The sequence below is a fragment of the Arthrobacter sp. MAHUQ-56 genome (assembly GCF_019710585.1).
GTDB lineage: Bacteria > Actinomycetota > Actinomycetes > Actinomycetales > Micrococcaceae > Arthrobacter.
Window position 1 is genome coordinate 910,765 of sequence record NZ_JAIFZQ010000020.1, and the last position, 22,654, is coordinate 933,418.

At 67.0% G+C, this 22,654-nt stretch carries 23 protein-coding genes, 1 other RNA gene and 1 riboswitch; of the genes, 14 read left to right on the top strand and 10 right to left on the bottom strand.

Annotation, left to right across the window (positions count from 1 at the left end):
* Positions 1 to 40 precede the first annotated feature (40 nt).
* From K4G53_RS16600 to K4G53_RS16660, 13 genes are all read left to right on the top strand, one after another.
* Positions 41 to 286 carry a hypothetical protein gene (locus tag K4G53_RS16600; protein WP_374226179.1) on the top strand — a complete coding sequence of 82 codons (246 nt, stop codon included), beginning with the start codon at positions 41 to 43 and terminating at the stop codon, positions 284 to 286.
* A gap of 3 nt (positions 287 to 289) precedes the next feature.
* A complete protein-coding gene (locus K4G53_RS16605) occupies positions 290 to 706 on the top strand; it encodes a TadE family protein (protein ID WP_221386722.1) in 417 nt (138 codons plus the stop codon).
* A 160-nt stretch (positions 707 to 866) separates the two neighbouring features.
* Positions 867 to 1,250: a hypothetical protein gene (locus K4G53_RS16610; protein WP_308287906.1), complete on the top strand. Its 384-nt coding sequence runs from the start codon at positions 867 to 869 to the stop codon at positions 1,248 to 1,250.
* Entirely contained in the window at positions 1,247 to 1,693 is a 447-nt protein-coding gene (locus K4G53_RS16615; protein ID WP_308287907.1) for a pilus assembly protein TadG-related protein, read from the top strand. Before K4G53_RS16610 ends, K4G53_RS16615 begins: the two co-directional genes overlap by 4 nt.
* A 105-nt stretch (positions 1,694 to 1,798) precedes the next feature.
* Positions 1,799 to 2,914, top strand: coding sequence for a peptide chain release factor 2 (gene prfB / locus K4G53_RS16620; RefSeq protein WP_221386725.1), 1,116 nt, complete (start codon positions 1,799 to 1,801; stop codon positions 2,912 to 2,914).
* Between the two features lie 199 nt (positions 2,915 to 3,113).
* Positions 3,114 to 3,902 carry a cell division ATP-binding protein FtsE gene (gene ftsE, locus K4G53_RS16625; RefSeq protein ID WP_221386726.1) on the top strand — a complete coding sequence of 263 codons (789 nt, stop codon included), beginning with the start codon at positions 3,114 to 3,116 and terminating at the stop codon, positions 3,900 to 3,902.
* The gene (gene ftsX / locus K4G53_RS16630; RefSeq protein ID WP_221386727.1) at positions 3,899 to 4,813 is read left to right on the top strand and encodes a permease-like cell division protein FtsX; all 915 of its coding nucleotides are present in this window, start codon (positions 3,899 to 3,901) and stop codon (positions 4,811 to 4,813) included. The genes ftsE and ftsX overlap by 4 nt, the downstream gene beginning before the upstream one ends.
* Before the next feature lie 27 nt (positions 4,814 to 4,840).
* Complete coding sequence (locus K4G53_RS16635) at positions 4,841 to 6,268, top strand: M23 family metallopeptidase (protein ID WP_221386728.1); 1,428 nt, start codon at positions 4,841 to 4,843, stop codon at positions 6,266 to 6,268.
* Positions 6,269 to 6,350: 82 nt separating this feature from the next.
* Positions 6,351 to 6,824 (top strand): SsrA-binding protein SmpB, encoded by a 474-nt coding sequence (gene smpB, locus K4G53_RS16640; protein WP_221386729.1) that lies wholly within the window; start codon positions 6,351 to 6,353, stop codon positions 6,822 to 6,824.
* 73 nt (positions 6,825 to 6,897) lie between these two features.
* Positions 6,898 to 7,266, top strand: a transfer-messenger RNA (tmRNA) gene (gene ssrA / locus K4G53_RS16645).
* 163 nt (positions 7,267 to 7,429) lie between these two features.
* A complete protein-coding gene (locus tag K4G53_RS16650; protein ID WP_221386730.1) occupies positions 7,430 to 7,900 on the top strand; it encodes a pyridoxamine 5'-phosphate oxidase family protein in 471 nt (156 codons plus the stop codon).
* 93 nt (positions 7,901 to 7,993) lie between these two features.
* On the top strand, positions 7,994 to 11,170 hold the full coding sequence (locus tag K4G53_RS16655; RefSeq protein WP_221386731.1) for an HAD-IA family hydrolase: 3,177 nt from the start codon (positions 7,994 to 7,996) through the stop codon (positions 11,168 to 11,170).
* Complete coding sequence (locus K4G53_RS16660) at positions 11,167 to 12,192, top strand: ATP-dependent 6-phosphofructokinase (RefSeq protein WP_221386732.1); 1,026 nt, start codon at positions 11,167 to 11,169, stop codon at positions 12,190 to 12,192. The genes K4G53_RS16655 and K4G53_RS16660 overlap by 4 nt, the downstream gene beginning before the upstream one ends.
* Positions 12,193 to 12,238: 46 nt before the next feature.
* On the opposite strand, the gene K4G53_RS16665 is transcribed toward K4G53_RS16660, so the two are convergent.
* From K4G53_RS16665 to K4G53_RS16675, 3 genes are all read right to left on the bottom strand, one after another.
* Positions 12,239 to 13,243: a zinc-dependent alcohol dehydrogenase family protein gene (locus K4G53_RS16665; RefSeq protein ID WP_221386733.1), complete on the bottom strand. Its 1,005-nt coding sequence runs from the start codon at positions 13,241 to 13,243 to the stop codon at positions 12,239 to 12,241.
* Between the two features lie 21 nt (positions 13,244 to 13,264).
* The gene (locus K4G53_RS16670; RefSeq protein ID WP_221386734.1) at positions 13,265 to 13,735 is read right to left on the bottom strand and encodes a pyridoxamine 5'-phosphate oxidase family protein; all 471 of its coding nucleotides are present in this window, start codon (positions 13,733 to 13,735) and stop codon (positions 13,265 to 13,267) included.
* Between the two features lie 91 nt (positions 13,736 to 13,826).
* The gene (locus K4G53_RS16675) at positions 13,827 to 14,291 is read right to left on the bottom strand and encodes a pyridoxamine 5'-phosphate oxidase family protein (protein WP_221386735.1); all 465 of its coding nucleotides are present in this window, start codon (positions 14,289 to 14,291) and stop codon (positions 13,827 to 13,829) included.
* Between the two features lie 182 nt (positions 14,292 to 14,473).
* On the opposite strand from K4G53_RS16675, the gene K4G53_RS16680 reads away from it, so the two are divergent.
* On the top strand, positions 14,474 to 15,451 hold the full coding sequence (locus tag K4G53_RS16680; protein ID WP_221386736.1) for a S1C family serine protease: 978 nt from the start codon (positions 14,474 to 14,476) through the stop codon (positions 15,449 to 15,451).
* Between the two features lie 42 nt (positions 15,452 to 15,493).
* On the opposite strand, the gene K4G53_RS16685 is transcribed toward K4G53_RS16680, so the two are convergent.
* The 7 genes from K4G53_RS16685 to aroA form a co-directional block, all read right to left on the bottom strand.
* Positions 15,494 to 15,865: a hypothetical protein gene (locus K4G53_RS16685; protein WP_221386737.1), complete on the bottom strand. Its 372-nt coding sequence runs from the start codon at positions 15,863 to 15,865 to the stop codon at positions 15,494 to 15,496.
* Between the two features lie 63 nt (positions 15,866 to 15,928).
* Positions 15,929 to 16,642, bottom strand: a complete 714-nt coding sequence (locus tag K4G53_RS16690) for a metal-dependent transcriptional regulator (RefSeq protein WP_221386738.1) — start codon at positions 16,640 to 16,642, stop codon at positions 15,929 to 15,931.
* A 63-nt stretch (positions 16,643 to 16,705) separates the two neighbouring features.
* Positions 16,706 to 17,464, bottom strand: coding sequence for a class I SAM-dependent methyltransferase (locus tag K4G53_RS16695; RefSeq protein ID WP_221386739.1), 759 nt, complete (start codon positions 17,462 to 17,464; stop codon positions 16,706 to 16,708).
* A 120-nt stretch (positions 17,465 to 17,584) separates the two neighbouring features.
* Positions 17,585 to 19,006, bottom strand: a complete 1,422-nt coding sequence (locus tag K4G53_RS16700; RefSeq protein WP_221386740.1) for an aminotransferase class V-fold PLP-dependent enzyme — start codon at positions 19,004 to 19,006, stop codon at positions 17,585 to 17,587.
* 37 nt (positions 19,007 to 19,043) lie between these two features.
* Positions 19,044 to 19,157, bottom strand: a riboswitch (SAM riboswitch).
* A 151-nt stretch (positions 19,158 to 19,308) separates the two neighbouring features.
* Positions 19,309 to 20,121: a histidinol-phosphatase gene (hisN, locus tag K4G53_RS16705; RefSeq protein ID WP_221386741.1), complete on the bottom strand. Its 813-nt coding sequence runs from the start codon at positions 20,119 to 20,121 to the stop codon at positions 19,309 to 19,311.
* Positions 20,122 to 20,170: 49 nt separating this feature from the next.
* Entirely contained in the window at positions 20,171 to 21,286 is a 1,116-nt protein-coding gene (locus tag K4G53_RS16710) for a ribosome small subunit-dependent GTPase A (RefSeq protein WP_221386742.1), read from the bottom strand.
* On the bottom strand, positions 21,270 to 22,649 hold the full coding sequence (gene aroA, locus K4G53_RS16715) for a 3-phosphoshikimate 1-carboxyvinyltransferase (protein WP_221386743.1): 1,380 nt from the start codon (positions 22,647 to 22,649) through the stop codon (positions 21,270 to 21,272). Before aroA ends, K4G53_RS16710 begins: the two co-directional genes overlap by 17 nt.
* Between the last annotated feature and the right edge of the window lie 5 nt (positions 22,650 to 22,654).

The following is a 22,654-nucleotide window of genomic DNA, read 5'->3' on the forward strand; positions in this document are numbered from 1 at the left end:
GATGCTCCTTGTTGGCCTCGCAGCGCTCCTCCACGTGGGGATGGCGCGCTCAAACAGCGGCGCGTGGCCTCTCGCCGCGGAACGCCGGCCCGGCCAGGAAAGAGTCCCACATGGCTGCAGGCGTCGCGGCGGCCGCCCTCCCCACGACCACCCGGAGCGCGGTGACGTCCCCGGCTGGGTGATGATTACCCTCATGTCAGCGGTCCTGGTGGCGGCCCTGCTGGCGCTCGCCGGCCCAGCCCTTGAAACCATGTTCAACCAGGCGATGGACAAGGTGGGAGGCTGACGCATGGGCAAGCCCGCCGCGATGCCGCCGGTACCCCGTGGGCTGTGCCGGGCGGGGGAACGGGGCTCGGCGGTGGTGGACTTTGTCTTGGTGGGTGGCCTGCTGACCATGTTCTTCCTCGCGGTCATCCAGTTGACACTGGTCCTGCACGTCCGCAATACCCTGATCGATGCCGCCGCCTCAGGTGCCCGTTACGGCACCCTTGCAGACCGGGACGCTTCCGATGCCTTGGAGCGGACCCGCAGCCTCATCGGGACTGCCCTGACCAGCAGCTTTGCCGAGGATGTGAGTACCAGTGAAACGGATATGCAAGGCATGCGCGTTCTGGAAGTCACCGTCCGGGCGCCACTGCCGGTGATCGGACTTATTGGACCCCGCGGCGTGCTGGAGGTGACTGGACATGCGGCTATTCAAGGGTGATCCGGTACGGCGCTTCCACTCCCGCCTGAACGAGGCACTTTGCCTCCGGCGGCGTCCGGTCCATACGGGGGTCGCTGGGCGCCCACGGTGCGCCGGCACCCCTCAGCAGAGGCGCTTAGGCCCGTTGACTGCGCAGACACATGAACAGGGGAGTGCTGTGGTGGAGTTTACGTTCCTCGCCCTCCTGCTAATGGTGCCCGTGGTGTACTTCACTATCACCGTGGGACAGATCCAGGGCGCGTCGTTCGCCGTTGTCGGGGCAGCGGACCAGGCAGCCAAGGTCTACGTTGCCCAACCCGACGCCTCGGCGGCCCAGGCAGCTGCCGAACAGGCGGTCGCCCTCGCCCTCGCGGATTTCGGACACCCCGCAGAGCAAGCCAGCATGGCCCTGACGTGCAGCAAGACCGACTGCCAGGCGGCCGGCGCAGCTGTGACCGTCACCGTCCGGCTGGGCGTAGCCCTTCCCTTCGTGCCGTTCGCTGATGGACTCACTGCCACGCAGGTGGAGGCCGCGTCCACGCAACTGGTGGGACGCTACAAGTGAGACCCGGGTCGGCCGACGAAAGCGGACAGATAACGGTCATGATCCTCGGCTACGTGGCCCTGGCTCTCCTGGTGGCCACGGTGGTCATGGGAATCTCGGCCGTATACCTCGAGCACAAGCGTCTCCTGTCCTTGGCGGACGGGGCATCCCTTGCCGCAGCGGACAGCTACACGCTCGGCGAAGTTGATTCGAGGGGTGGAACGCCCTCGGCCGTTCTCAACCCCGCACGGGTCAGGAACGTGGCTGCCGACTTCGTAGCCCAGAGCCCCGCCGCGCAACGCTTCTCTGACCTCGCGGTGACAGGGGCGACGGGCACACCGGACGGCTCAACCGCCGTCGTGGTCCTGAGGGCGGCCGTGCACCCGCCAGTGGTGAACTTCCTGGTTCCCGATGGCATCCGCATCGAGGCGACCTCGACGGCCCGCTCGCGCCTGACCCGCTGAACCGCACGTGGTGAGCCACCCCCTCAATTATTGTCCCCAGGACCCAGGACCTTGGAAACCGGCCGCGCGAGGCCATCTGCCCCGATAGCGTAGGCTTAAACGACCATGGCCAATATTGATTTTCCCGCTGAAATCCGCGCGCTCCGCGCCACCTACGAGTCCATCGAACGCGTTACCGACGTGGAGGCTCTCAAGGAAGACATCGCCGAACTCAGCGAACGGGCAGGGGAGCCGGACCTCTGGGACGATCCCTCAGCCGCCCAGAAGATCACCTCACGGCTCTCCCACCGCCAGTCCGAGCTGGAACGCCTCACGAACCTGGCGTCACGGATCGATGACCTCGAGGTGCTGGTGGAACTGGGGCAGGACGAGGACGACGCCGATTCGATGGGGGAGGCCGCCGCCGAACTCGAGTCGATCAGGAAGGCCCTCAAGGACCTGGAAGTCGTCACCCTGCTGTCCGGCGAGTATGACGAGCGCGAAGCCGTGGTCTCCATCCGCGCGGGCGCCGGCGGCGTGGACGCAGCGGACTTCGCCGAAATGCTCCTGCGCATGTACCTGCGCTGGGCGGAACGCCATGGTTATCCAACCACCGTCATGGACACCTCCTACGCGGAGGAAGCCGGGCTCAAGTCGGCCACCTTCGAAGTCAAGGCGCCCTACGCCTACGGCACCCTGAGTGTGGAAGCCGGAACCCACCGCCTTGTCAGGATCAGCCCCTTCGACAACCAGGGACGCCGCCAAACCTCGTTTGCGGCGGTTGAAGTGATCCCGCTGATCGAACAGACGGACAGCATCGACATCCCGGACAACGAGATCAGGGTGGACGTGTTCCGCTCGTCCGGTCCGGGCGGCCAGTCGGTCAACACCACTGACTCCGCAGTCCGGCTGACCCACATTCCCACCGGCACCGTGGTGTCGATGCAGAACGAAAAATCCCAGTTGCAGAACCGTGCCGCGGCCATGCGCGTGCTTCAGTCCCGGCTCCTGCTCCTCAAGAAGGAACAGGAAGACGCGGAGAAGAAGGCGCTGGCGGGGGACGTCAAGGCTTCCTGGGGCGACCAGATGCGCTCCTACGTGCTGAACCCGTACCAGATGGTCAAGGACCTGCGCACCGAACACGAAGTGGGCAACACGGCGGCAGTGTTCGACGGCGAGATCGACGACTTCATTGACGCCGGCATCCGCTGGCGCACCGACAACCGCAACGCCGAAAAATAAGCCGGGGCAGGCAGCGGCGCCGGGCCCGGCAACTGCCTATCCCGCGACACGCCCCCCAATAGCCTGCCAAACCACGGGCGGTCCTGAGTATAGTCAAGGGGCCGGGGCCCACTTCCCCCAAGAGAACACCCGTGCACCGGCTGCAGAACTGGGCTGCATCTAAAAAGAATCAGCCATGCCCTGCAGGGTACTTAGGGCCATGATTCGATTCGAAAATGTCACCAAGGTCTACGACCAGACAGCCCGGCCTGCGCTGGACTCCGTCAACCTTGAGATTGACCGCGGCGAATTCGCCTTCCTGGTGGGCGCCTCCGGCTCCGGAAAGTCCACCTTCCTGCGCCTGGTGCTCAAGGAAGACCGCGCCACCTCCGGCGCCGTCTACGTCGCTGGCCAGAACGTCGCAAAGATCTCCAGCTGGCGCGTCCCCCGCCTGCGCCGTGGCATCGGCGTCGTCTTCCAGGACTTCCGCCTCCTGCCCCAGAAGAACGTGTTCGCCAACGTAGCCTTCGCCATGCAGGTCATCGGCAAGAGCCGCAGCGTCATCCGCGACACCGTGCCCGAGGTCCTGAAGACTGTAGGCCTGGAGGGCAAGGAACACCGCATGCCGCATGAGCTCTCCGGCGGCGAACAGCAGCGCGTGGCTATCGCCCGTGCGGTGGTGAACCGCCCCGGAATCCTCCTCGCCGACGAGCCCACCGGAAACCTGGACCCCACTACGTCCATGGGAATCATGGGTGTCCTGGACAAGATCAACCAGAACGGAACCACCGTCGTCATGGCAACCCACGATGACGACATCGTCAACGAGATGCGCAAACGCGTGGTGGAGCTGAAGAACGGCGTGGTCATCCGCGACGAGGCCAGGGCCCTTTACACCTCGATGATTCCCGTCGTCGGCCAGTCGCGGCGCCTGAAGGACGCCAGCGGCAGGGAGGCGCACGACGACGGCCTGCCGGGCGAAGGCCGTGAAGGCGAGGCACAGCGATGAGGCTTGCATTCATCCTTTCCGAGATTGGCAGCGGCCTGCGCCGCAACGTCTCCATGGTGGTCTCCGTCATCCTCGTGACCTTCGTGTCCCTCACCTTCGTGGGCGCGGCCGGGATGCTCCAGATGCAGATCAACCAGATGAAGGGCTACTGGTACGACAAGGTCCAGGTAGCCATCTTCCTCTGCAGTGAAGGTTCCACGGCGCCGGGTTGCGCCACAGGGTCCGTCACCCCGGAGCAGCAACAGAGCCTCAACGCACTGTTGGAATCGCCGGCCGTGGCGCAGTACATCAACGACTTCCAGTTCGAGTCCAAGGAAGAGGCCTACAAGCACTTCAAGGACCAGTTCTCGAACTCGCCGATCGTCGACTCCGTAACCCCCGACCAGTTGCCGGCGTCCTTCCGGATCAACATGAAGGACCCCGAGAAGTACCAGATCATCAGCGAGACGTTCTCCTCGCAGCCGGGCGTCGAAACAGTGATCGACCAGCGCCAGCTGCTCGAACGCCTCTTCTCAGTGATGAACGGCGCCTCCCTGGTCGCAGTCGGCATCGCAGGCGTCATGATTGTCTGCGCCATCCTGCTGATTGCCACCACCATCAGGCTTTCCGCCTTCAGCAGGCGCCGGGAAACCGGCATCATGCGCCTCGTCGGCGCCTCCAAGACCGTTATCCAGCTGCCCTTCATCCTGGAGGGCGTCATCGCCGCGGTCATCGGCGCGGCCCTGGCCTCCGGCACGCTGTGGGCGGTGGCGCACTTCTTCCTAGGCGACTACATGTCCCGCCAGTACCCGGACACCGCCTTCATCTCCTCGGGCCAGACCCTCATCCTCGCCCCGGCGCTGCTGATCCTTGGCGCATCCTTGGCAGGAATTTCGTCTCTCTTGACCTTACGCAGATATTTGCGCGTTTAGGCTATGCAAACCGACCAAGGAATGCCCATGAACCTAACCGATCAGACTTCCCCGCGGCCCCGAGTCCGCCGTGGGCCCGCGGCCGCCCGCCGGCTGGGAATCATCAGCGGCGTGCTTACTGTCATGCTTTCCGCGGGGCTTGCCGCGCCTACGCCGCTGGCCTTCGCCGACGACCTCGAGGACCGCAAGGCTGCCCTCGAAGCCGAGGCCGCCCGTGTCCAGCAGTCCCTGGAGTTCGTCGATTCCCGGATCGCCAAAGCCGCCGGCGACCTGGTGATCTACCAAGGCCAGCTGCCCGGGGCCCAGCAGGCACTCCTCGAAGCGCAGGGGCGCGTTGCCAGTGCGGTCAAGGAAGTCGAAGCCCTTGCCGCCCGTGTTGACATGGCGCAGCAGAACAAAGCCAAGATCACCCAGCAGCTCGAGACGGACAAGCAGAAGATCGCGGACACCAAGAAGCTGATCGGCCAGATCGCCACCCAGGCCTACAAGTCGGGCGGCGTGCCCTCCAACCTGTCACTCTTCTTCGGCTCCAATGCCGGCAGCAGCCTGACCGAGACCATGGACCTCGCCGACCAGGCGATGCGCAGCCAAAACGCCGCCATGGACAAGCTGTCCCAGCAAAATGCCACCAACGTCAACTCCGAAGCCCGGCTGCAGGCCGTGGAAGCGGAGATCAAGGACCTTAAGTCCAAAGCGGACGCAGCGCTCGAGCGGGAAAAGGCTGCCCGCGACGAAGCGGCCGCCAAGAAGGCGCAGGTCGACCAGCTGATCGCCGACACCACGCGGCTGGACGCAGAACTCCAGGCCGCCAAGCCCGGCATCCAGGCACAACTCGCCGGTGTCCAGGCCAGCCAGAACCAGGTTGCCAACGAAATCGCCGAACGGGACCGCAAACTGCGGGAAGCCTGGGAAGCGGAACAGCGCCGGCAGGCTGAAGCGGCCGCCGCGGCTGCTGCCGCTGCAGCGGCCGCAGCCAACCGCCCGGCCCCGCCCGTCCAGCCTTTCGTGCCCAGCACCGGATCGCCGTCGGCCTTCGGTCTGCGCCACCCGTTCGACGGGAACATCCCCATCACCTCCGGCTTCGGTTGGCGCGCAACCCCGCCGGGCACCATCGACTTCTACGGAACCGGAGGCTACCTGCACACCGGTATCGACTTCGGCGCTGCCTGCGGAACCCCCGTCTACGCGGCAGCGGCAGGGGAAGTCTTCAGCTCGGGCTGGAACTCCGCGGACGGCGGAGGATGGCGCGTCAAGATCTCGCACGGGGTGGTGGAGGGCAACTCCCTGACCACGATCTACTACCACAACTCCAGCATCGTGGTCTCCAACGGGCAAAGGGTGTCCCAGGGCCAGCTGATCGCTTACTCGGGCAACACCGGCAACTCCACAGGATGCCACGCGCACTTCGAAACCTGGCTGAACGGCGCCGCCGTCGACCCCATGAGGCTGCTGTAGGCCGTACCGCCCCGCTGTAGACTGGTAAGACTCCGCGCCGCTGGCGCGGAGGACATCCAGACTCAACCCGAGGAGTTTCCCCGTGCCCAAAGAAAGTGGCCGTAAAGTGGTGGCCACCAACCGCAAGGCCCGGCATGACTATCACATACTGGACACCTACGAGGCCGGCATCGCGCTCATGGGCACCGAAGTGAAGTCCCTGCGTGAAGGCCACGCGTCAATGGTGGATGGATTCTGCACTTTCTACAACGACGAACTGTGGATGGAAGCCATCCACATCCCCGAGTACAACCAGGGCAGCTGGACCAATCACGCCGCCCGCCGGCGTCGCAAGCTGCTGCTGCACCGCGAGGAGCTCATCAAGATCTCCCATAAGGTCCGGGAGTCCGGCTACACCATCGTCCCGCTCCAGCTGTACTTCGTTGACGGCCGCGCCAAGGTGGAGATCGGTGTGGCCCGGGGCAAGCGTGAATACGACAAGCGGCAGACGCTGCGCGAGCAGCAGGACAACCGCGAGGCCCAGCGGGAGATGCGCGATCGCAACCGGCGGCGCTAGGAATTATTTTCGTGCGGCGTGCGTTAGTATTGATAGTCCGGCAGGCTTGACTGCCGGTTTGGTAACAAAATATGGGGATGATCGGTTTCGACGGTGTTTGTCGCGACAGGTGAAGCGGGCCGAGGATGCAGAATTATCTCGTTAACGCTGTCTGCAAAACAATAAGTGCCAAACAAACGCGCACTGACTTCGCTCTTGCTGCCTAAGCAGTAAGACAGTCCGTCAGCCCGGGGATGCTATCGCCCCGGTTCCTGGCGTCATTTAGATAGCCACTGCTGTTTACCCTCGTCATCGGGGTGAACGGGACTTTTAGGTGACTGGGCCCGGATCAGCCAGCTGTTTGCAGCATGGCTGGGGCCGAGAAAATCCGACGCAAACTGCGCCCGGAGAAGCCCTGACAACACGACATCGGACGGGGGTTCAATTCCCCCCATCTCCACATTTGTGGTGAGTCGGCACGTCCTTCAGGGATGAGTCGAGTCACCAGGAACACCCCGGTCTTCGGACCGGGGTGTTTTCCTTTGCCCGGTGTTTGCCCGGGTCCGTGCCCGGCCGGGCCTAAATCCCCTAGCGAAGCCCGGCTGGCAGGCGGTAGCTTCAACGCCATGCACAATGATCCACCGCAAACTCCCACAGAAGTACTGGACGCCGCGGCCTGCTGGGACCTCCTTCGGGGGGTTTCCGTGGGCCACCTCGCTGTATTGGTGGACGGCTATCCTGAGGTATTCCCGGTCAACTACAAGGTGGACCACCAATCTGTTGTATTCCGCACGGGCGAAGGGACGAAGCTCCGGGCCGCAGCAGGTCCACTCGCTGTCGCGCTTGAAGCAGACGGCCTGGACGATGCCAGCCGCAAAGCCTGGAGTGTCCTCATCAAGGGCAAGGCCGACATCCTGGAAGCTTCAGACGAACTCCTGGCCGGCGTCGGCCTCACCCTGTTTCCCTGGCAGGCCGGGGACAAAGACTACTTTGTGCGCGTCGTTCCCACCTCGGTGACCGGCCGCCGGTTCACGGTGACCTCGCCGCTGACCTGGTGGAACCACGTGGAGCATCCTGCTGGCACCGGGCTCAAGTGACAGCGCCTCCTACATGACAGCAGAAATGGCGGCCAGGGTGTGCAGGCCCTACGGCCCTGTCCAAATCAACCCTTGTGCTGGTAGCACTGACCTATGATCAGGTCGCCCACCGCAGTCGCCGCCAAGCCGCCGTTCGATGCCGTGATCTTTGATCTGGACGGGGTGGTCACCAACACGGCGTTGGTCCACCAGGCCGCATGGAAGGACGCCTTCGACCAAATCCTCCAGGACCCACGGGTACCGGCCGGTGCCAACCGCGCGCCCCTTACCCGCTCGGATTACCTCACTTTCATCGACGGCAGGCCGCGTGAGCAGGGGGTGGTGCACTTTTTGGCCGCCAGGGGAGTCCACGTTGAGCGGGGCTCGGAGTCGGACGGGCCCGGGGCATGGACCGGGTTCGGCCTCGGTGCCCTGAAGAACGACCTGTTCCTCCAGCACTTGAAGCACGACGGCGTCCAAACGTATCCCGGGACACTGCAACTGCTGCAGAGGCTTTCGGCCGCCGGCGTTCCAACAGCGGTGGTCACCTCGAGCCGCAACGCTGCACGCGTGCTGGACGCCGCGGGGATCCGGCAGTTGTTCACTGAGGTTTTGGACGGCACGACGGCGGCCGGGCTGGGCCTGGAAGGGAAGCCCGCTCCGGATGTGTTCCTGGCAGCCGCGTCCAGGCTGGGCGTGCCACCTGCACACGCCGTGGTGATCGAGGATTCCGCCGCGGGCGTTGAGGCTGGACGGCGCGGCGGCTTTGGCCTCGTCGTCGGAATCGACAGAAGCGGCAGCCGCCGCCAACTGGAAGCCGCCGGTGCGGGGACGGTACTCAATGATGTGGGCGAGCTCGACCTCGGGCAAGTCATCGGCAATGCCTGGCACCTCGTCTACGAAGGATTCGACGCCACCCACGAAGGCCACCGGGAGGCGCTGACTACCCTGGGCAACGGCTACATGGGCGTCCGGGGAGCCGCCCCGGAAGGCGGGGCGTCCAGCTACGCGGGAATGTACCTGGCGGGCGTCTACAACCGGGTCACGGCGAAAGCGGCCGGCGAGGAGCTGATGGAAGAACACATGGTCAACGCCCCTGACTGCCTGTCCCTGGACATGCGCCTGGCCGGCAAGCGGTGGTGGTCCGAGGGAGGCCTCGCCGCCGTCCGGGAGCGGCGCGTCCTCGACCTGAAAAGGGCTGTGCTGGAGCGGCGCCTGCTGCTGGAAGGCACCGATGGGCAGCGCATGGAAGTGGTGCAGACCAGGTTTGTGTCGATGGCCGAACCGCACCTGCTGGCGTTTGAAACCACCGTCACAGCCCGCGGCTGGAGTGGGACACTCGAAGTGCGCAGCGGCATCAACGCCGGGGTCCGGAACGCAAACCTGCCCGAGCGGGCCCAGGGTTCGGACGTGCACCTCGCCGACAGGACGCTTGACAGTCCCGGAACCAGCCCGGATGGGACTTTCGTCGTCGAGGCGGAGACGACCCAAAGCCTGATCCGCATTGCCGCGGCGTCACGCACCCTTATCTCCACAGACGCAGGCCCGGGGGAGGGCGGGCGAAAGGGGGCGCTCCATTTCCGGACGTTCAAAATCCAGCTGACCGACGGGTTGCCCGTGCGGATCACCAAGACTGTCGCCGTCGTAACCTCCCGCGACCGTGCCATCTCATCACCGGAAACAGCGTCGCGGGCCGTCCTGGCACGCACAGGTGACGACTTCGAGGAACTGATGTCGGCCCACCACGAGGCGTGGCGCCGGGAACTGGAACCGTTCATGGTGGACATCGACGCGCCCGTCCAGGTCCGGCTGGTCCTGAACCTGCACATCTTCCACCTCCTGCAGACCCTGAGCCACCACACCGCCGAACTGGACGCCGGCGTCACGGCGCGCGGCCTTCATGGCGAGGGCTACCGCGGCCACGTCTTCTGGGACGAACTGTTCGTCCTGCCCTTGCTCACCTCCAGGACTCCAGGCGTGGCCCGTTCACTGATCGAGTACCGCTGGCGCAGGCTCCCGGCGGCCCGCTACGCGGCAGCGCTGAGGGGACTGTCCGGCGCGATGTTTCCCTGGCAGAGCGGCAGTGACGGGACCGAGGAAACGCCGAAATGGCTGTACAACGACAGGTCCGGGCGGTGGATGCGGGACCACTCACACCTGCAGGTGCACTCGGGCCTGGCGGTGGCCTTCAACGCCTGGCAGTACTTCCAGGCCACAGGTGACAAGCTGTGGCTCCTGCAAAAAGGGGCGGAACTGGTGATCGACGTAGCCCGGTTCTTCTTCTCCCTCGCAGAGTACGATCCGAAGGCCGACCGGTACCACCTGCGCGGCGTTGTGGGACCGGACGAATACCACACCGGCTATCCGGGCAGGGCCACTCCGGGCCTCGACGACAACGCCTACACCAACGTGATGGCGGCATGGGTGTGCCACCAGGCATCAGGCATCATGGCCTTCCTTGACGGAAGCGAGCGCGCCGGGCTCATGGAGCGCCTGGGAGCTACGGAGCTGGAAGTGGCCGGGTGGGAGCACATGGGCGCCAGGATGTATGTCCCCATCCATGCCGACGGGGTCATCAGCCAGTTTGACGGCTACGAGCAGCTGCGGGAACTCGACTGGGAACGCTACCGCAACACCTACGGCAGCATTGAACGGCTGGACCTGATCCTGGAAGCGGAGGGCGACGGCACCAACAGCTACAAGCTCGCCAAGCAGGCAGATGTGCTGATGCTGCCCTACCTGCTGGGGCATGAAGGCCTCGTCAGTATCCTCACGCGCCTGGGTTACGGGTTCTCGCAGGAACAGCTCAACAGGACCATCGATTATTACCTGGCCCGGACGGCGCACGGCTCCACCCTCAGCCGGGTCGCCCACGCATCCGTCCTTGCAGGCGTGGACGCCGACCGTGCGTGGGACAGTTTCAGGGAAGCGCTCGACGCCGACCTCGACGACACCCAGCACGGCACCACGCGTACCGGGATCCACCTGGGCGCAATGGCCGGCACCATCGACGTGGTGCAGCGCAGCTTCGCGGGCCTGCGGTTCAGCGGTGACACCATCCTGTTCGCCCCTAACCTGCCCACCGGCCTGCGCGCCGTGGGCTTTGAAGTGCTGTACAGGGGGCACAAGCTGAAGATCCACCTGACCGAGGGGCACCTGGATATTGCATCGGCACCCGGCAACGCAGGGCCGATTAACGTGCGCGTGCACGGCAGCATGCTGGTCCTGCCACCGGGACAGGCCCGGCATGTCCCGCTGGCTGCCGGCACGCCGGGGGTGGCAGCATCATGAGGCAGCTTGGGATCCTCAGCAGCGGAGGAGACTGCCCGGGCGTGAACGCGGTGATCCGGGGAGCGGTCCTGGGCGGAGCCGTGGCGCACGGGTACGGGTTCCTTGGTTTCCGCGACGGGTGGCGGGGAGTCCTGGAGCAGGACGTTGTCCCCCTGCCCAGGACCAGCGTCCGCGGCATTGCCCGCCTTGGCGGCACTACCCTGGGGACGTCCAGGACCAACCCGCTGGAGGGGGACGGCATGGAAGCGGTACGCGCCAGCCTCCGCCGCAACCAGCTGGAGGGCCTGATCGCCATCGGTGGCGAAGGGACACTGGCCGCCGCACGGGAGCTGAACAGCCGGGGCATCAACGTCGTGGGCGTGCCTAAAACCATCGATAACGACCTGGGCGCGACAGACTACACCTTCGGCTTCGATTCGGCGGTGCAAACGGCCACGGAGGCCATCGACCGGCTGCGGACTACCGGTGAATCACATCACCGGTGCATGATCGCCGAGGTCATGGGCCGGAACGCCGGCTGGATAGCCCTGCATGCGGGCATGGCCTCGGGTGCGCACGCCATCCTGATACCGGAACATCCCGTCTCCCTGGAGCAGGTCTGCGCCTGGGTGTTGTCGGCCCGCGACCGTGGCCGGGCACCGCTGGTCGTGGTGGCCGAAGCGTTCGCACCTGTTGGCCATGCTGCACCTTATGCACCGCGCGGCCTCGACACATTCGGCCGGCCACGCCTCGGCGGAATTGGCCTGTTCCTGGAAGAAGAGCTGCAGAAACGGACGGGGATCGAGACCAGGGCCACCATCCTCGGCCATATCCAGCGCGGTGGCGAGCCGACCGCCTTCGACCGGGTCCTCGCCACCAGGCTGGGCATGGCCGCCGTTGAAGCCGCGGCCGCAGGCAGGTGGGGCACCATGGTTGCACTCCGCGGCACCGACATCGTCAACGTCGGACTTGAACAGGCCCTTGGCGCCTTGAAGACAGTGCCGGAGGCCCGTTACCAGGAAGCCGCGGTCCTGTTTGGGTAAGGTGCGGCTTGGGGTGGGGTACTGCCCTGGCGCCCGCGGCCGGCTGTCAGGAACGGATCCGGAGTACCGCTGATCCGGTGATCCTGTCCGTGGCCAGGTCCTCCAGCGCTTTGTCCGCGGCGTCGAACGGGTACACCGTGGTGGTCAGGGAAACGGGAATCCGTGCGGCGAGGTCCAGGAATTCGTGTCCGTCCGCCCGGGTGTTGGCGGTCACGCTCCGCACCTGGCGCTCGAAGAAGAGCTCGGAGCCGTAATTGAGCGGGGGAATGGCACTGAGGTGGATCCCGGCGATGGCCAAGGTGCCGCCGCGGTCAAGGGAACGCAGTGCGACCGGGACGAGGTCCCCGGCCGGAGCGAAGAGGATGGCGGAGTCAAGCGGTACCGGCGGAACGTCGTAGGCATCGCCAACATACGCCGCGCCCAATTCCCGGGCCAAGGCACGGGCCTGCGCGGAACGCGTCATCACGTAGAGGGAGGCACCCTGGTGCAGTGCCAGCTGCGCGGTGATGTGCGCCGAACTGCCAAAGCCGTAGATACCCAGCCGTCCCCCCGCCGGCAGCGCGGCCCGCTTCAGGGCCCGATAGCCGATGATCCCCGAGCACAGCAAAGGTGCGGCCTGCTCGTCGGTGAACACGGGAGGCAGCGGGTAGGCGAAATCCTCGGCGACGGTCAGCTGCTCTGCATAACCGCCGTCCCTGTCCCAGCCGGTGAAAACCGGCGCGGAGCAGAGGTTTTCGTCACCGCGGCGGCAATACGCACAGCTCCCGCAGACTCCGCCGAGCCAGGCCACGCCCACCCGGTCACCCGGACGGAACCGGGTGCAGTCCGCGCCCATGCCGACGACGATGCCCACCGCTTCATGGCCGGGCACCACATGTGGATGATGCGGCGCCAGGTCCCCCTCTGCCAAATGGAGGTCCGTGCGGCAAACCCCGCAGACAACCACGTCCACCAGCACTTCACGGGGACCCGGCCTCGGGGTGCCGCGCTGCCCCAGGACCAGGGGACGGGCAGCTATGGGGCCGGGTTCACCCACCCACCACGCAAGCACGCCGCTTCCTAACGGCTTCGCCTATTCAAAGCCGGCACGGGTTGCATCGTCCAGGGACGACCGCCACAACAGGGGCGCGTTCATGGTGAAGCGCCTCCCGGTGATGGACTCCGGGACGATCCGGATGAAGTGCTCCTGCCCAACGCCCTGCCAGGGGAACATTGCGCGGCGGATGTTGTCCGGGTCAGGCCCGGTGGGAGTCGTTTCGGCAGCCTTGCCCTTGACCACCACGCTCCATGCGAGGCCGAATTCCGAACTGACGGTGTCTGCCTCAAGGGCGACCGTGGCATCGGACCGGATTGCCTGCTCCTTGGTGCCGCCGCCCGTGCGGAAGACAAGGCTCTGCCCGTCAACCTTGTAGTTGACGGGAAAGACATCGGGATGGCCATCCACTATCACGGCCAGGCGGCCCACCCCGGTTTGGGAGAGGAGCGCCCAGCACTCTTCAGGATCGAGGATCTCTGGTTCGGGTATGTTCTTCGTGTCGCTCATAGGCCACAGCGTAGGCGGACGCCGTCGCGGCAGGAAGGGCATAAAGGCCTGGCCTCCGGCGTTCCGGCGCGCAGGTCCGGATCGGCAGTGACTAGAGCCAGTCTGCCGAAAAATCCACCGGCGGCCACCAGCGCGTGCGCGGCGTGACAGCAAACCTTCGCCCGCTGATTTCGGTGGGCGTGATGCTGATCAGGTGTTCCTTGCTGCCGGGCGCCCAGGGTTCGCGGTCGGCGTCGGGAGCGGGAAGCTGCATCCGGGTTTCATCGAAGGGCTCGGGCCTGCCCTTCGCCACTACGCTCCAGGCCTCGGTGGCATAGGGGTTGAGGCCGTCAACCTCGAAAGCGGCCACGGCACCTGTGAGCAGGGCCCGCAACTTCGTGCCCGGCGCTGTGCGGAACAGCAGCATTTCCCCGGCAACGGTGAAGTTCACGGGAAAGATCTCCGGAACGCTGCCGTTGATGACAGCCAGGCGGCCCACGTAGGAGGACCGAAGGTACCGCCAGCATTCTTCCGGGTCCAGGACTTCTGTTCGCGACCCGGCGGGGGAATCACTCATGCTACCGATCCTAGGGGCTGGGCAGCCGCCGCGCACCGGAGATCCGGAGTTCACCCGTAGTGGCGTTCACCGATGGCGTAGCGGCAGCGGGACTTGCAGGCCCCGTTCCCGCGTTAATCCCCGTAAGGACCCGGTGCGGGCAAACACCTCCGCCGGGATCGGCATGAAGCTGGAGGTGCGCCATGGAACAGGCGCGGGAACCCATCCCTGACAACGACGACGTCCTGGACGCATATTCGCAGACGGTGATGCGGGTCGCGGCGGCCGTCACGCCGCATGTGGCAGCCATCGAAATGTCCGCGGCCCGCCGCAATGGCAGGGTGCGGGTGGGAGCCGGGTCCGCTGTGCTCTTCACCGAGGATGGCTACCTGCTCACGAACTCCCATGTTGTGGCGGGCACCAGCCACGGGCATGCGGTTTTCGCTGACGGCAGCAGGATGGAGCTGGAGCTGGTGGGCGCCGACCCGTTGTCCGATCTGGCCGTGGTCCACGGGTCGCGTCCCAAGGTTCCGCCCGCGGAGTTCGGAGCGGCGGAGTCCCTGCGCGTGGGACAGCTGGTGGTCGCCGTCGGAAACCCCCTGGGCCTGGCCGGGTCCGTGACTGCCGGCGTGGTGAGCGGTCTGGGCCGTGCCATTCCCGTCTGGTCCGGCGGCAACCGGCGCGTCATTGAGGACGTCATCCAGACGGACGCGGCATTGAACCCTGGAAATTCCGGTGGCGCACTTGCGGACACCCACGCCAGGATCGTGGGCATCAACACTGCCGTGGCGGGTGCCGGGCTGGGACTGGCCATCCCGATCAATGCCACGACCCGCAGGATCATCTCGGCGCTGCTGTCCGATGGCAGGGTCCGTCGGGCCTACCTGGGCCTGGTGAGTACGCCGATCCAGCTCAGCGCCAGCGCCGTGGTGCGCACGGGGCACCGGGAAGGCCTGCGGGTGGTGGAGGTGCTGCCCGGTTCGCCGGCCGGCAAGGCCGGACTGTCGCCGGGGGACATCCTGTTGGCAGCGGGAGGCCAGTCGGTCAGCAACGCGGAGAGCCTGCAGCGGCTGCTGTTCGCCGACGCCATCGGCGAGCCGCTCGACATCGCCGTCCTCCGCGACGGCGCCGAAATCCACCTCACGGCGGTCCCGGAGGAAATGACCGGCAACGGCGGGTAAGTGCAGGGGGCGCCGACATACCGGACGGCGGCGGAACCCGGCTTAGGAGGCGGGCGCCGCCACGTCCGCGATGCCCACGAAACGCGTGCCCACGCCGTCGTACTCGCTGCGGACGAAGCCGGGGCGGAGGGACGGAACATCGGAGGGGGCATGATGCCCGCATACGACGTAGGTGAAGTCCGGCCACCACTTCTTGGGGCGCGCAGCTTCCTCGTACCCGCAGACGGCGCATTCGAGGTGCACCCACACCGGCCGCTTCCCTGTGCGGTTGGCGCGGGACTGCACGAGCCAGGGCGGAGGGGTGTCAAGGATGGTGCGGAGTTCCGCTTCCGTCATCCACTTGGGCAGGCCGTGGCGCTGCGCCATTTCGAGGGGAACATCCAGGGCTATTGCCGCGTCACGTCTGCTGATCATCAATGTCCACGATACGGGAACGGGCCAAATCGCTGTCCCTCGGCTGTGTCCAGGAAGCCGCTGTCAGACTGCGTCCAGGACGCAGCCCGGGTGGGGGGTGGTGCTGGAAACCCAGAGCGCCGACGCGATCTCGTCCGCGAGGTCGAAGTCCCGGGCGCCGCGCGAGCCGCTGATCCGCACCACCAGGGCGCCGCCAAACGGCCTGCGCCCCATGACCTCCACGTCGGCATCCAGGTCGATGTCCTCGGCGGCAAGGTAGCGCAGCAGCTCCGGGTTGTCGTCACTGATCCGGGTGATCCTGCCGGTGTGGCCCTCGTCCAGCTCCGCCAGCAGGTGGGCGCGGGGCATCAGCACCTGCCCGTCCGCGGTGGGGATCGGGTCGCCGTGCGGATCCCGGCTGGGATTCCCGAGCTTGGCCGCCACGCGTTCGATGAACGTATCCGAGACGGCGTGCTCCAGCAGTTCGGCCTCATCGTGGACCTCGTCCCAGCTGTAGCCCAGCTGCTCGACGAGGTAGGTCTCGATCAGCCGGTGCCGGCGCACCATGGCCAGCGCCAGGCGGAGGCCAGGGGCGGTCAAGGTGACGGCGCTGTAGGGCTTGTGGTCCACCAGCCCCTGGTCCTTGAGTTTGCGGACCATTTCGGACACCGAGGAGTTGGCCACGCCCAGGCGCTGGGCCAGCTGCGAGGACGTGATGGGCTTGTCCTGCCATTCGGTGAATGAGTAGATGACCTTGACGTAGTCCTCGATTGAGGAGGAGGGCGCACTGGTCTTCACAGGTCCAAGCCTACCGGCTTCCGGCAGGCGGGTGCGGCCCGGCCGACGTCTCAGCGGGTCCGCTCATGCCTTTACGGCCCGCCAGGCGAGGGTGAGGTACGGAAGTTCCAGCTCCTGGTCAGCGGTGTGGCCGAGGTGTTCGTGCAGGTACCAGTCAAGGTTGGCCAGGACCTTGGCCCGCGTCGCCTCACCGGCCCGCAGGTAGTAGCTGCGGGACTTGGTGAGTTCCATCAGGTCGGTGGTGGTCACGGTGTCCTGCCAATGCGTCACGTGCCCTTCGAGCCGGTGGAATTCAGGCCCCACCACGGGCTTGTGTCCCGGCCGGTACACGTCCCCGGCGTGCATGATCCTGGACAGGCGGTGCACCCAGGGCACGGACGTGTCCAGCTGGTTCCAGACCAGGCCGAGGGTTCCGTGCGGGCGCAGGACCCGGGCGAGCTCAGTGCTCGCGGCCAGGGGGTCGCACCAGTGCCAGGCCTGGGCCACGGTAACGACGTCGAAGCCCGCCCCGGGCAGGCCGGTCGCCTCGGCAGTCCCCGCCACAGCCGTGGCGGCAGGGCAGTGGGCCTTCAGCTGTGCGAGCATGTCCGCAGAGGGGTCGAGGGCCGTGACGTCCAGGCCCATCTCCAGCAGCAAGGCAGTGAACTTTCCGGTACCGGCGCCGACGTCCAGGACGTCGCGGGCGTGCTCGGGAACCAGCCACCGGGCCGATTCCGGGGGATAGCCGGGCCGGACCCGCTGGTAGTGCCTGCCGCCGTCCTGGAAGCTCTGCCCAAGCTCCTGCCGCCGCCCGTGATCGAGTTTGGGACCGCCCCGGACCACGCGTGGCCTCCTTCACCTGCCGCCGATGGATACCTTTTGAATTTACCGCATGGCGGCGCAGGCAAAGGGGGAGCGAGTGCGGGGCCAGTCGCCGGGCTTGGCCCGGGTACGTCGCCCCGGTCAGTCCTCCGTGCAGGGCGCGGCGCCGGCGGTGCCTGGCGTATTGGGCGCCCAGTGCGGGTAGGTGCGGAAGTCATTGGCCGGCACCCAGCGGCCTGCATCCACGACATAGTCCCAGCCCAGCCCGCTGCTGCGCAGGGTGCGGATGCCGTCGAGGAGCCGCTCCGCGTCCTCCAGCCTGGATCCGACGCCGAAGCTGGCGCGGAGGGAGCCGGACGGCAGCCCGAGCCGCTTCAGCAGCGGGTGCGCGCAGAAGCGGCCATCACGCAGTCCCACGCCGTGTTCGGCCGAGAGGTAGGCGGCCACCAGGCCGGCGTCATAACCCTCCACGGAGAAGTTGACTACGCCGATGGTGTCCGTTTCCGGGTTGGTGTCCCTGAAGATCTGGTGGACAGTGACACCCTCGATGTCCTGGAGGCCTTCCACCAGGAAGGACCGGATGGCGGACTCGTGCGCGTGCCAGCGGTCCTGGTCCAGCCCGGCAATGACCTGCGTGGCGCGGGCAAGGGTGGCGGCGCCGAGCACGTTCGGCGAGCCCCCCTCGTGGCGGGCCGGCCCGGTTGCCCAGCTGACGCCGTCGAGCCTTGCTTCTTTGACTGCACCGCCGCCGGCGAGGTGCGGGGTGCCGGCGTCGAGCCAGTCGGGGCGCCCCACCAGGACGCCGGCGCCGAAGGGCGCGTAGAGCTTGTGCCCGGAGAAGGCGAGGTAGTCGACGTCGTCGGCGCTGATGTCCACCCGGCGGTGCGGGGCGAGCTGGGCCGCGTCCACCACGATCCGTGCGCCGTGCTGGTGGGCCAGCGCGGCCAGTGCGCGGATGGGGAGGATTTCGCCGGTGACGTTGGAGGCGCCGGTGACTGCAAGGAGGCTGACGCCGCCCTGCTCCAGCTCCGCCCTGACGGCCTCGATGGTTCCCGCGATGGTGTCCGCGGCCACGATGCTGCGGTGCGGCACCCCCTGCCACGGGAGGAGGTTCGCGTGGTGCTCGATGTCCAGGTAGAGGACCTCCCCGGCAGGGTGGCCGTCGGTGACGGGCAGGCAGCCGGCCAGCAGGTTGAGCGAATCGGTGGTGTTCCGGGTGAAGATCACTGAGTCGTCGGCGCGGCCGCCCACGAAGTCGCGGACGATGCTCCGCGCGTTCTCGTACACGGAGGTGCTGATCTGGGAGGCGTAGCCGGCGCCGCGGTGGACGCTCGCGTAGTACGGCAGGATTTCATTAAGGTACGCGGAGACCAGGGACAGTGCCGGTGCGGATGCGCCGTAGTCGAGGTTGGCGTAGCGGACATGCCCGCCGGTGATCAGGGGCGCCTGGATCTCGGCGCCGGTGACGGCGGCGAGGGGGTGGCCGGCGGCGGCCTGGCGTGCGTCGAAGGCGGCCGCAGTTTCGGCGATGGCAGTGCTGGGGGAGACGGTGGCAGTTGTCACAGAGACCTCACTTGAATCAGGACCCCGACATCACAGGAATCCGCGCTTGCCGCATCCGCTCCGGACCGGCCTGGTCGTCACCCGGGGCACCCCACCGCGAATGGAGGGTTGCCGGCCAGCAAACCGGGGTTTTGCGCTGGCACTCGTGACCTGCATAAAAGCGTAGAACATGGAACGGCCCGGACTGAAGCCGGGCCAATTGTTAAGGCATTTGTTACGCCTGCCGAATAAAGAACGCCGGACGCCTCCTTCAGGAGGTGTCCGGCGTCGCAATATTCGGATCCAGGGCGATACGGCGACCGTTACAGCAGATCGTCCAGGTAGGGGTTCAGGCGGTGCAGAACCTCCGAGTGCAGGATCGAGTTGGTGGCCAAGGCGTTCCCGCCGAACGGGCCGTCCTCGCCTTCCAGGGACGTGAACCGGCCGCCCGCCTCCACGACGATGGGGACCAGGGCGGCCATGTCGTACAGGTTGAGCTCCGGCTCGCAGGCGATGTCCACCGAACCTTCCGCCACCATGCAGTAGGACCAGAAATCGCCATATGCGCGGGTCCGCCACACGTCCTCCGTCAGGCCCAGGAACTCGTCCAGGTTCCCGCGTTCCTTCCAGCCCGTCAGGCTGGAGTATGAGAGGGAGGCATCCGAAAGTTTCGAAACGTTGGACACGCGGAGCCGCGTGGCGGCAGCGAGGGACCGGCCCATGTACGCGCCCATGCCTTTTGCCGCCCACCAGCGTTTGCCAAGGGCCGGGGCGCTGACCACGCCCACCACGGGTTCGCCCTCGTCCACCAGGGCAATCAGGGTGGCCCAGACCGGGACGCCGCGGACAAAGTTCTTGGTCCCGTCAATGGGATCGATGATCCAGCGCCGCGAGCCGTGGCCGGTGCTGCCGAATTCCTCGCCCAGGACGGCGTCGCGCGGGCGAGAACGGGACAGCTGGCCGCGGATGGCCTCCTCTGCGGCCTTGTCCGCATCGGTGACCGGCGTCAGGTCCGGCTTGGTCTCGACGTGGAGGTCCAGGGCCTTGAAGCGGCTCATGGTCTGGTCGTCCACGGAGTCGGCCAGGACATGGGCCAGGCGCAGGTCGTCGTTGTAGCTCGAAGCGGGTTGGATCATGGTTCCAAACTACCGTCTGTCCCGGCATCTTCCGGGACCTTCGGCTGCGTCAGTTGACGCTGCCGAGTTCCTTGGTTTCCTGTGCTTCCATTCTCGGATCCGTTCCGAGGAGCCGGCGCAGGGACGCGAGCCGGGCGGGACCAGTGGGGCCCGCATGCCCGTTGTTCACCCAGTCATCCAGGCCGCAGTCCACTGCGGAGGCGGTGTGCTTGCACCCGCGTTCGCAGTTTTCGATGCCGGGGGAGAGGTCCGGGAAGGACCGGAGGATCCTGTCCGGATCCACGTGCGCCAGGCCGAAGGACCGGATGCCGGGGGTGTCGATGATCCAGCTGCCGGGCGGGGCCTCGGCGAGCCGCAGGGCCAGGGCCGACGACGACGTGTGCCGTCCGCGTCCGGTCACGGCGTTGACGCCGCCGGTGGCCCTCTCGGCACCTGTCAGTGCGTTCACCATGGTGGACTTGCCGACGCCGGAGTGGCCAAGCATTACCGTGACCTTGCCGTCGAGGTGGGCCCGCAGCGCCGCCACTGCGGTGCTGTCGAGCCGGGCTGACAGGCCGTCGTCGGAGCGGGCGTCGATGCCGGAGGCCTGCTCATCGGCGGTGCGGCTGATGATCACCGGGAAGTCCAGGTGCGTGTAGTTGGACAGCAGCTCAGCGGGATCCCGGACGTCCGCCTTGGTGACGAGCAGGATGGGCTCGATTCCGGCGTCGTAGGCCGCCACCAGCGCCCGGTCGATAAAGCCGGTGCGTGGCTCAGGGTTGGCGGCGGCCACCACAATGACCAGTTGGTCCGCGTTGGCCACCACGGCCCGCTCCACGGGGTCGGTGTCGTCGGCGCTGCGGCGCAGGAGCGTGTGCCGGTCCTGGATCTTCACCAGCCGGGCGAGGGTGTCGGGGGCTCCGGAGACATCCCCCACGAGCGAGACGAAGTCGCCGGCCACGACCGGCGAGCGGCGCAGCTCCCGGGCACGTGCTGCGATGACCACGCGCTCGTTGTCCGAATCCTCACCCACTACGGCCGTGTACCTGCCGCGGTCCACGGTAATGATGCGTCCGGTGACTGCGTCGTCGTGGCTCGGCCGGTCCTTGGTGCGCGGCCTGGAGCCCTTCTTGTTGGGCCGGATCCGGACGTCGGATTCGTCCCAGGAGTCAGTGCGCCGCGCCACCGCTGGGCTCCCCGGGTCCGGCGGCGTCCTGGGCCAGCATCTCTGCCCAGAGCCGGGGGAAGTCCGGCATGGTCTTTGCCGTGGTGGCTATGTCCTCCACCTGGACGCCTTCCACTGCCAGGCCCAGGATTGCCCCGGCGGTGGCCATGCGGTGGTCGGCGTAGCTGTGGACGACGCCGGCGTGCAGCGGGGCGGGCCGGATGACCAGGCCGTCGCTGGTTTCCTCGGCGTCCCCTCCGAGCCTGTTGATTTCGGCCACGAGTGCCGCGAGCCGGTCCGTTTCGTGGCCCCGCAGGTGCGCGATCCCGGTGAGCCGGGAGGGTCCTGTGGCCAGGGCGCACAGCGCCGCCACCGTGGGGGCAAGCTCGCTGGTGTCCGCGAAGTCGCCGCCCTTGATCTCTGGGCCCCCTATGACGGTGAGGACGCCGTCCTCGAGGGTGACGCTGGCGCCCATTTTGGCGAGGATGCTGCGCCACAGGTCTCCCACCTGCTGGGTTTCCAGCGGCCAGTTCGGGATCCGGACGGTACCACGGGATGCCAGGGCCGCGGCGAGGAAGGGGCCTGCGTTGGACAGGTCCTGTTCGATCCTTTGGTCGAAAGCGCGGATGGGGCCGGGGGAGACCACCCAGTGGTTGGGGACGGAATCGTCCACGGACACGCCGGCGCCGCGGAGGACGGCGACGGTCATGTTGATGTGGTCCAGGCTCGGCACGGGCCGGCCGGCGTGCTCGAGGTGCAGGCCTTCCTCGAACCGGGCACCCACCAGGAGGAGGGCGGAGACGAACTGTGAGGAGGCGCTGGCATCGATCACCAGGTGGCCGCCGCGCACCCTGCCGGTACCTTCCACGACGAACGGCAACGATGCCGGAGCGCTCCCGTCTTCGGTTGAGACGGCTACGCCGAGGGCTTTGAGCGCTTCGATGATGGTTCCCATGGGGCGCTTGCGGGCGTGCGGGTCGCCGTCGAACACGCTGGCTCCGTTGCGGAGCGCCGCGAGCGGCGGCACAAACCGCATGACCGTGCCCGCGAGCCCGCAGTCGATCCTGGTCCGGGCTGCCCCTGCCGCCGCGGGCAGCGGAACTACCTCCAGGTCCGGGCCGAAGGCGCCGTCGCCGGGTACCTCCGTGATGGTGGCGCCCAGCTGCCGGAGTGCGTCGATCATCAGGGCGGAGTCCCTGGAGTGCAGGGGCGCGCGCAGGCGCGAAGGACCGTCGGCCAACGCAGCCAGCACGAGGTACCTGTTGGTCAGTGACTTTGACCCCGGCACCGTCACGGTGGCGTCAATAGGCCGGGATGCGAAGGGGGCGGCCCAATGCTCAACAGGCACGGCGGGTCCGTCCGTGGCGGCAGCTGCTGCGGTCATGCGTC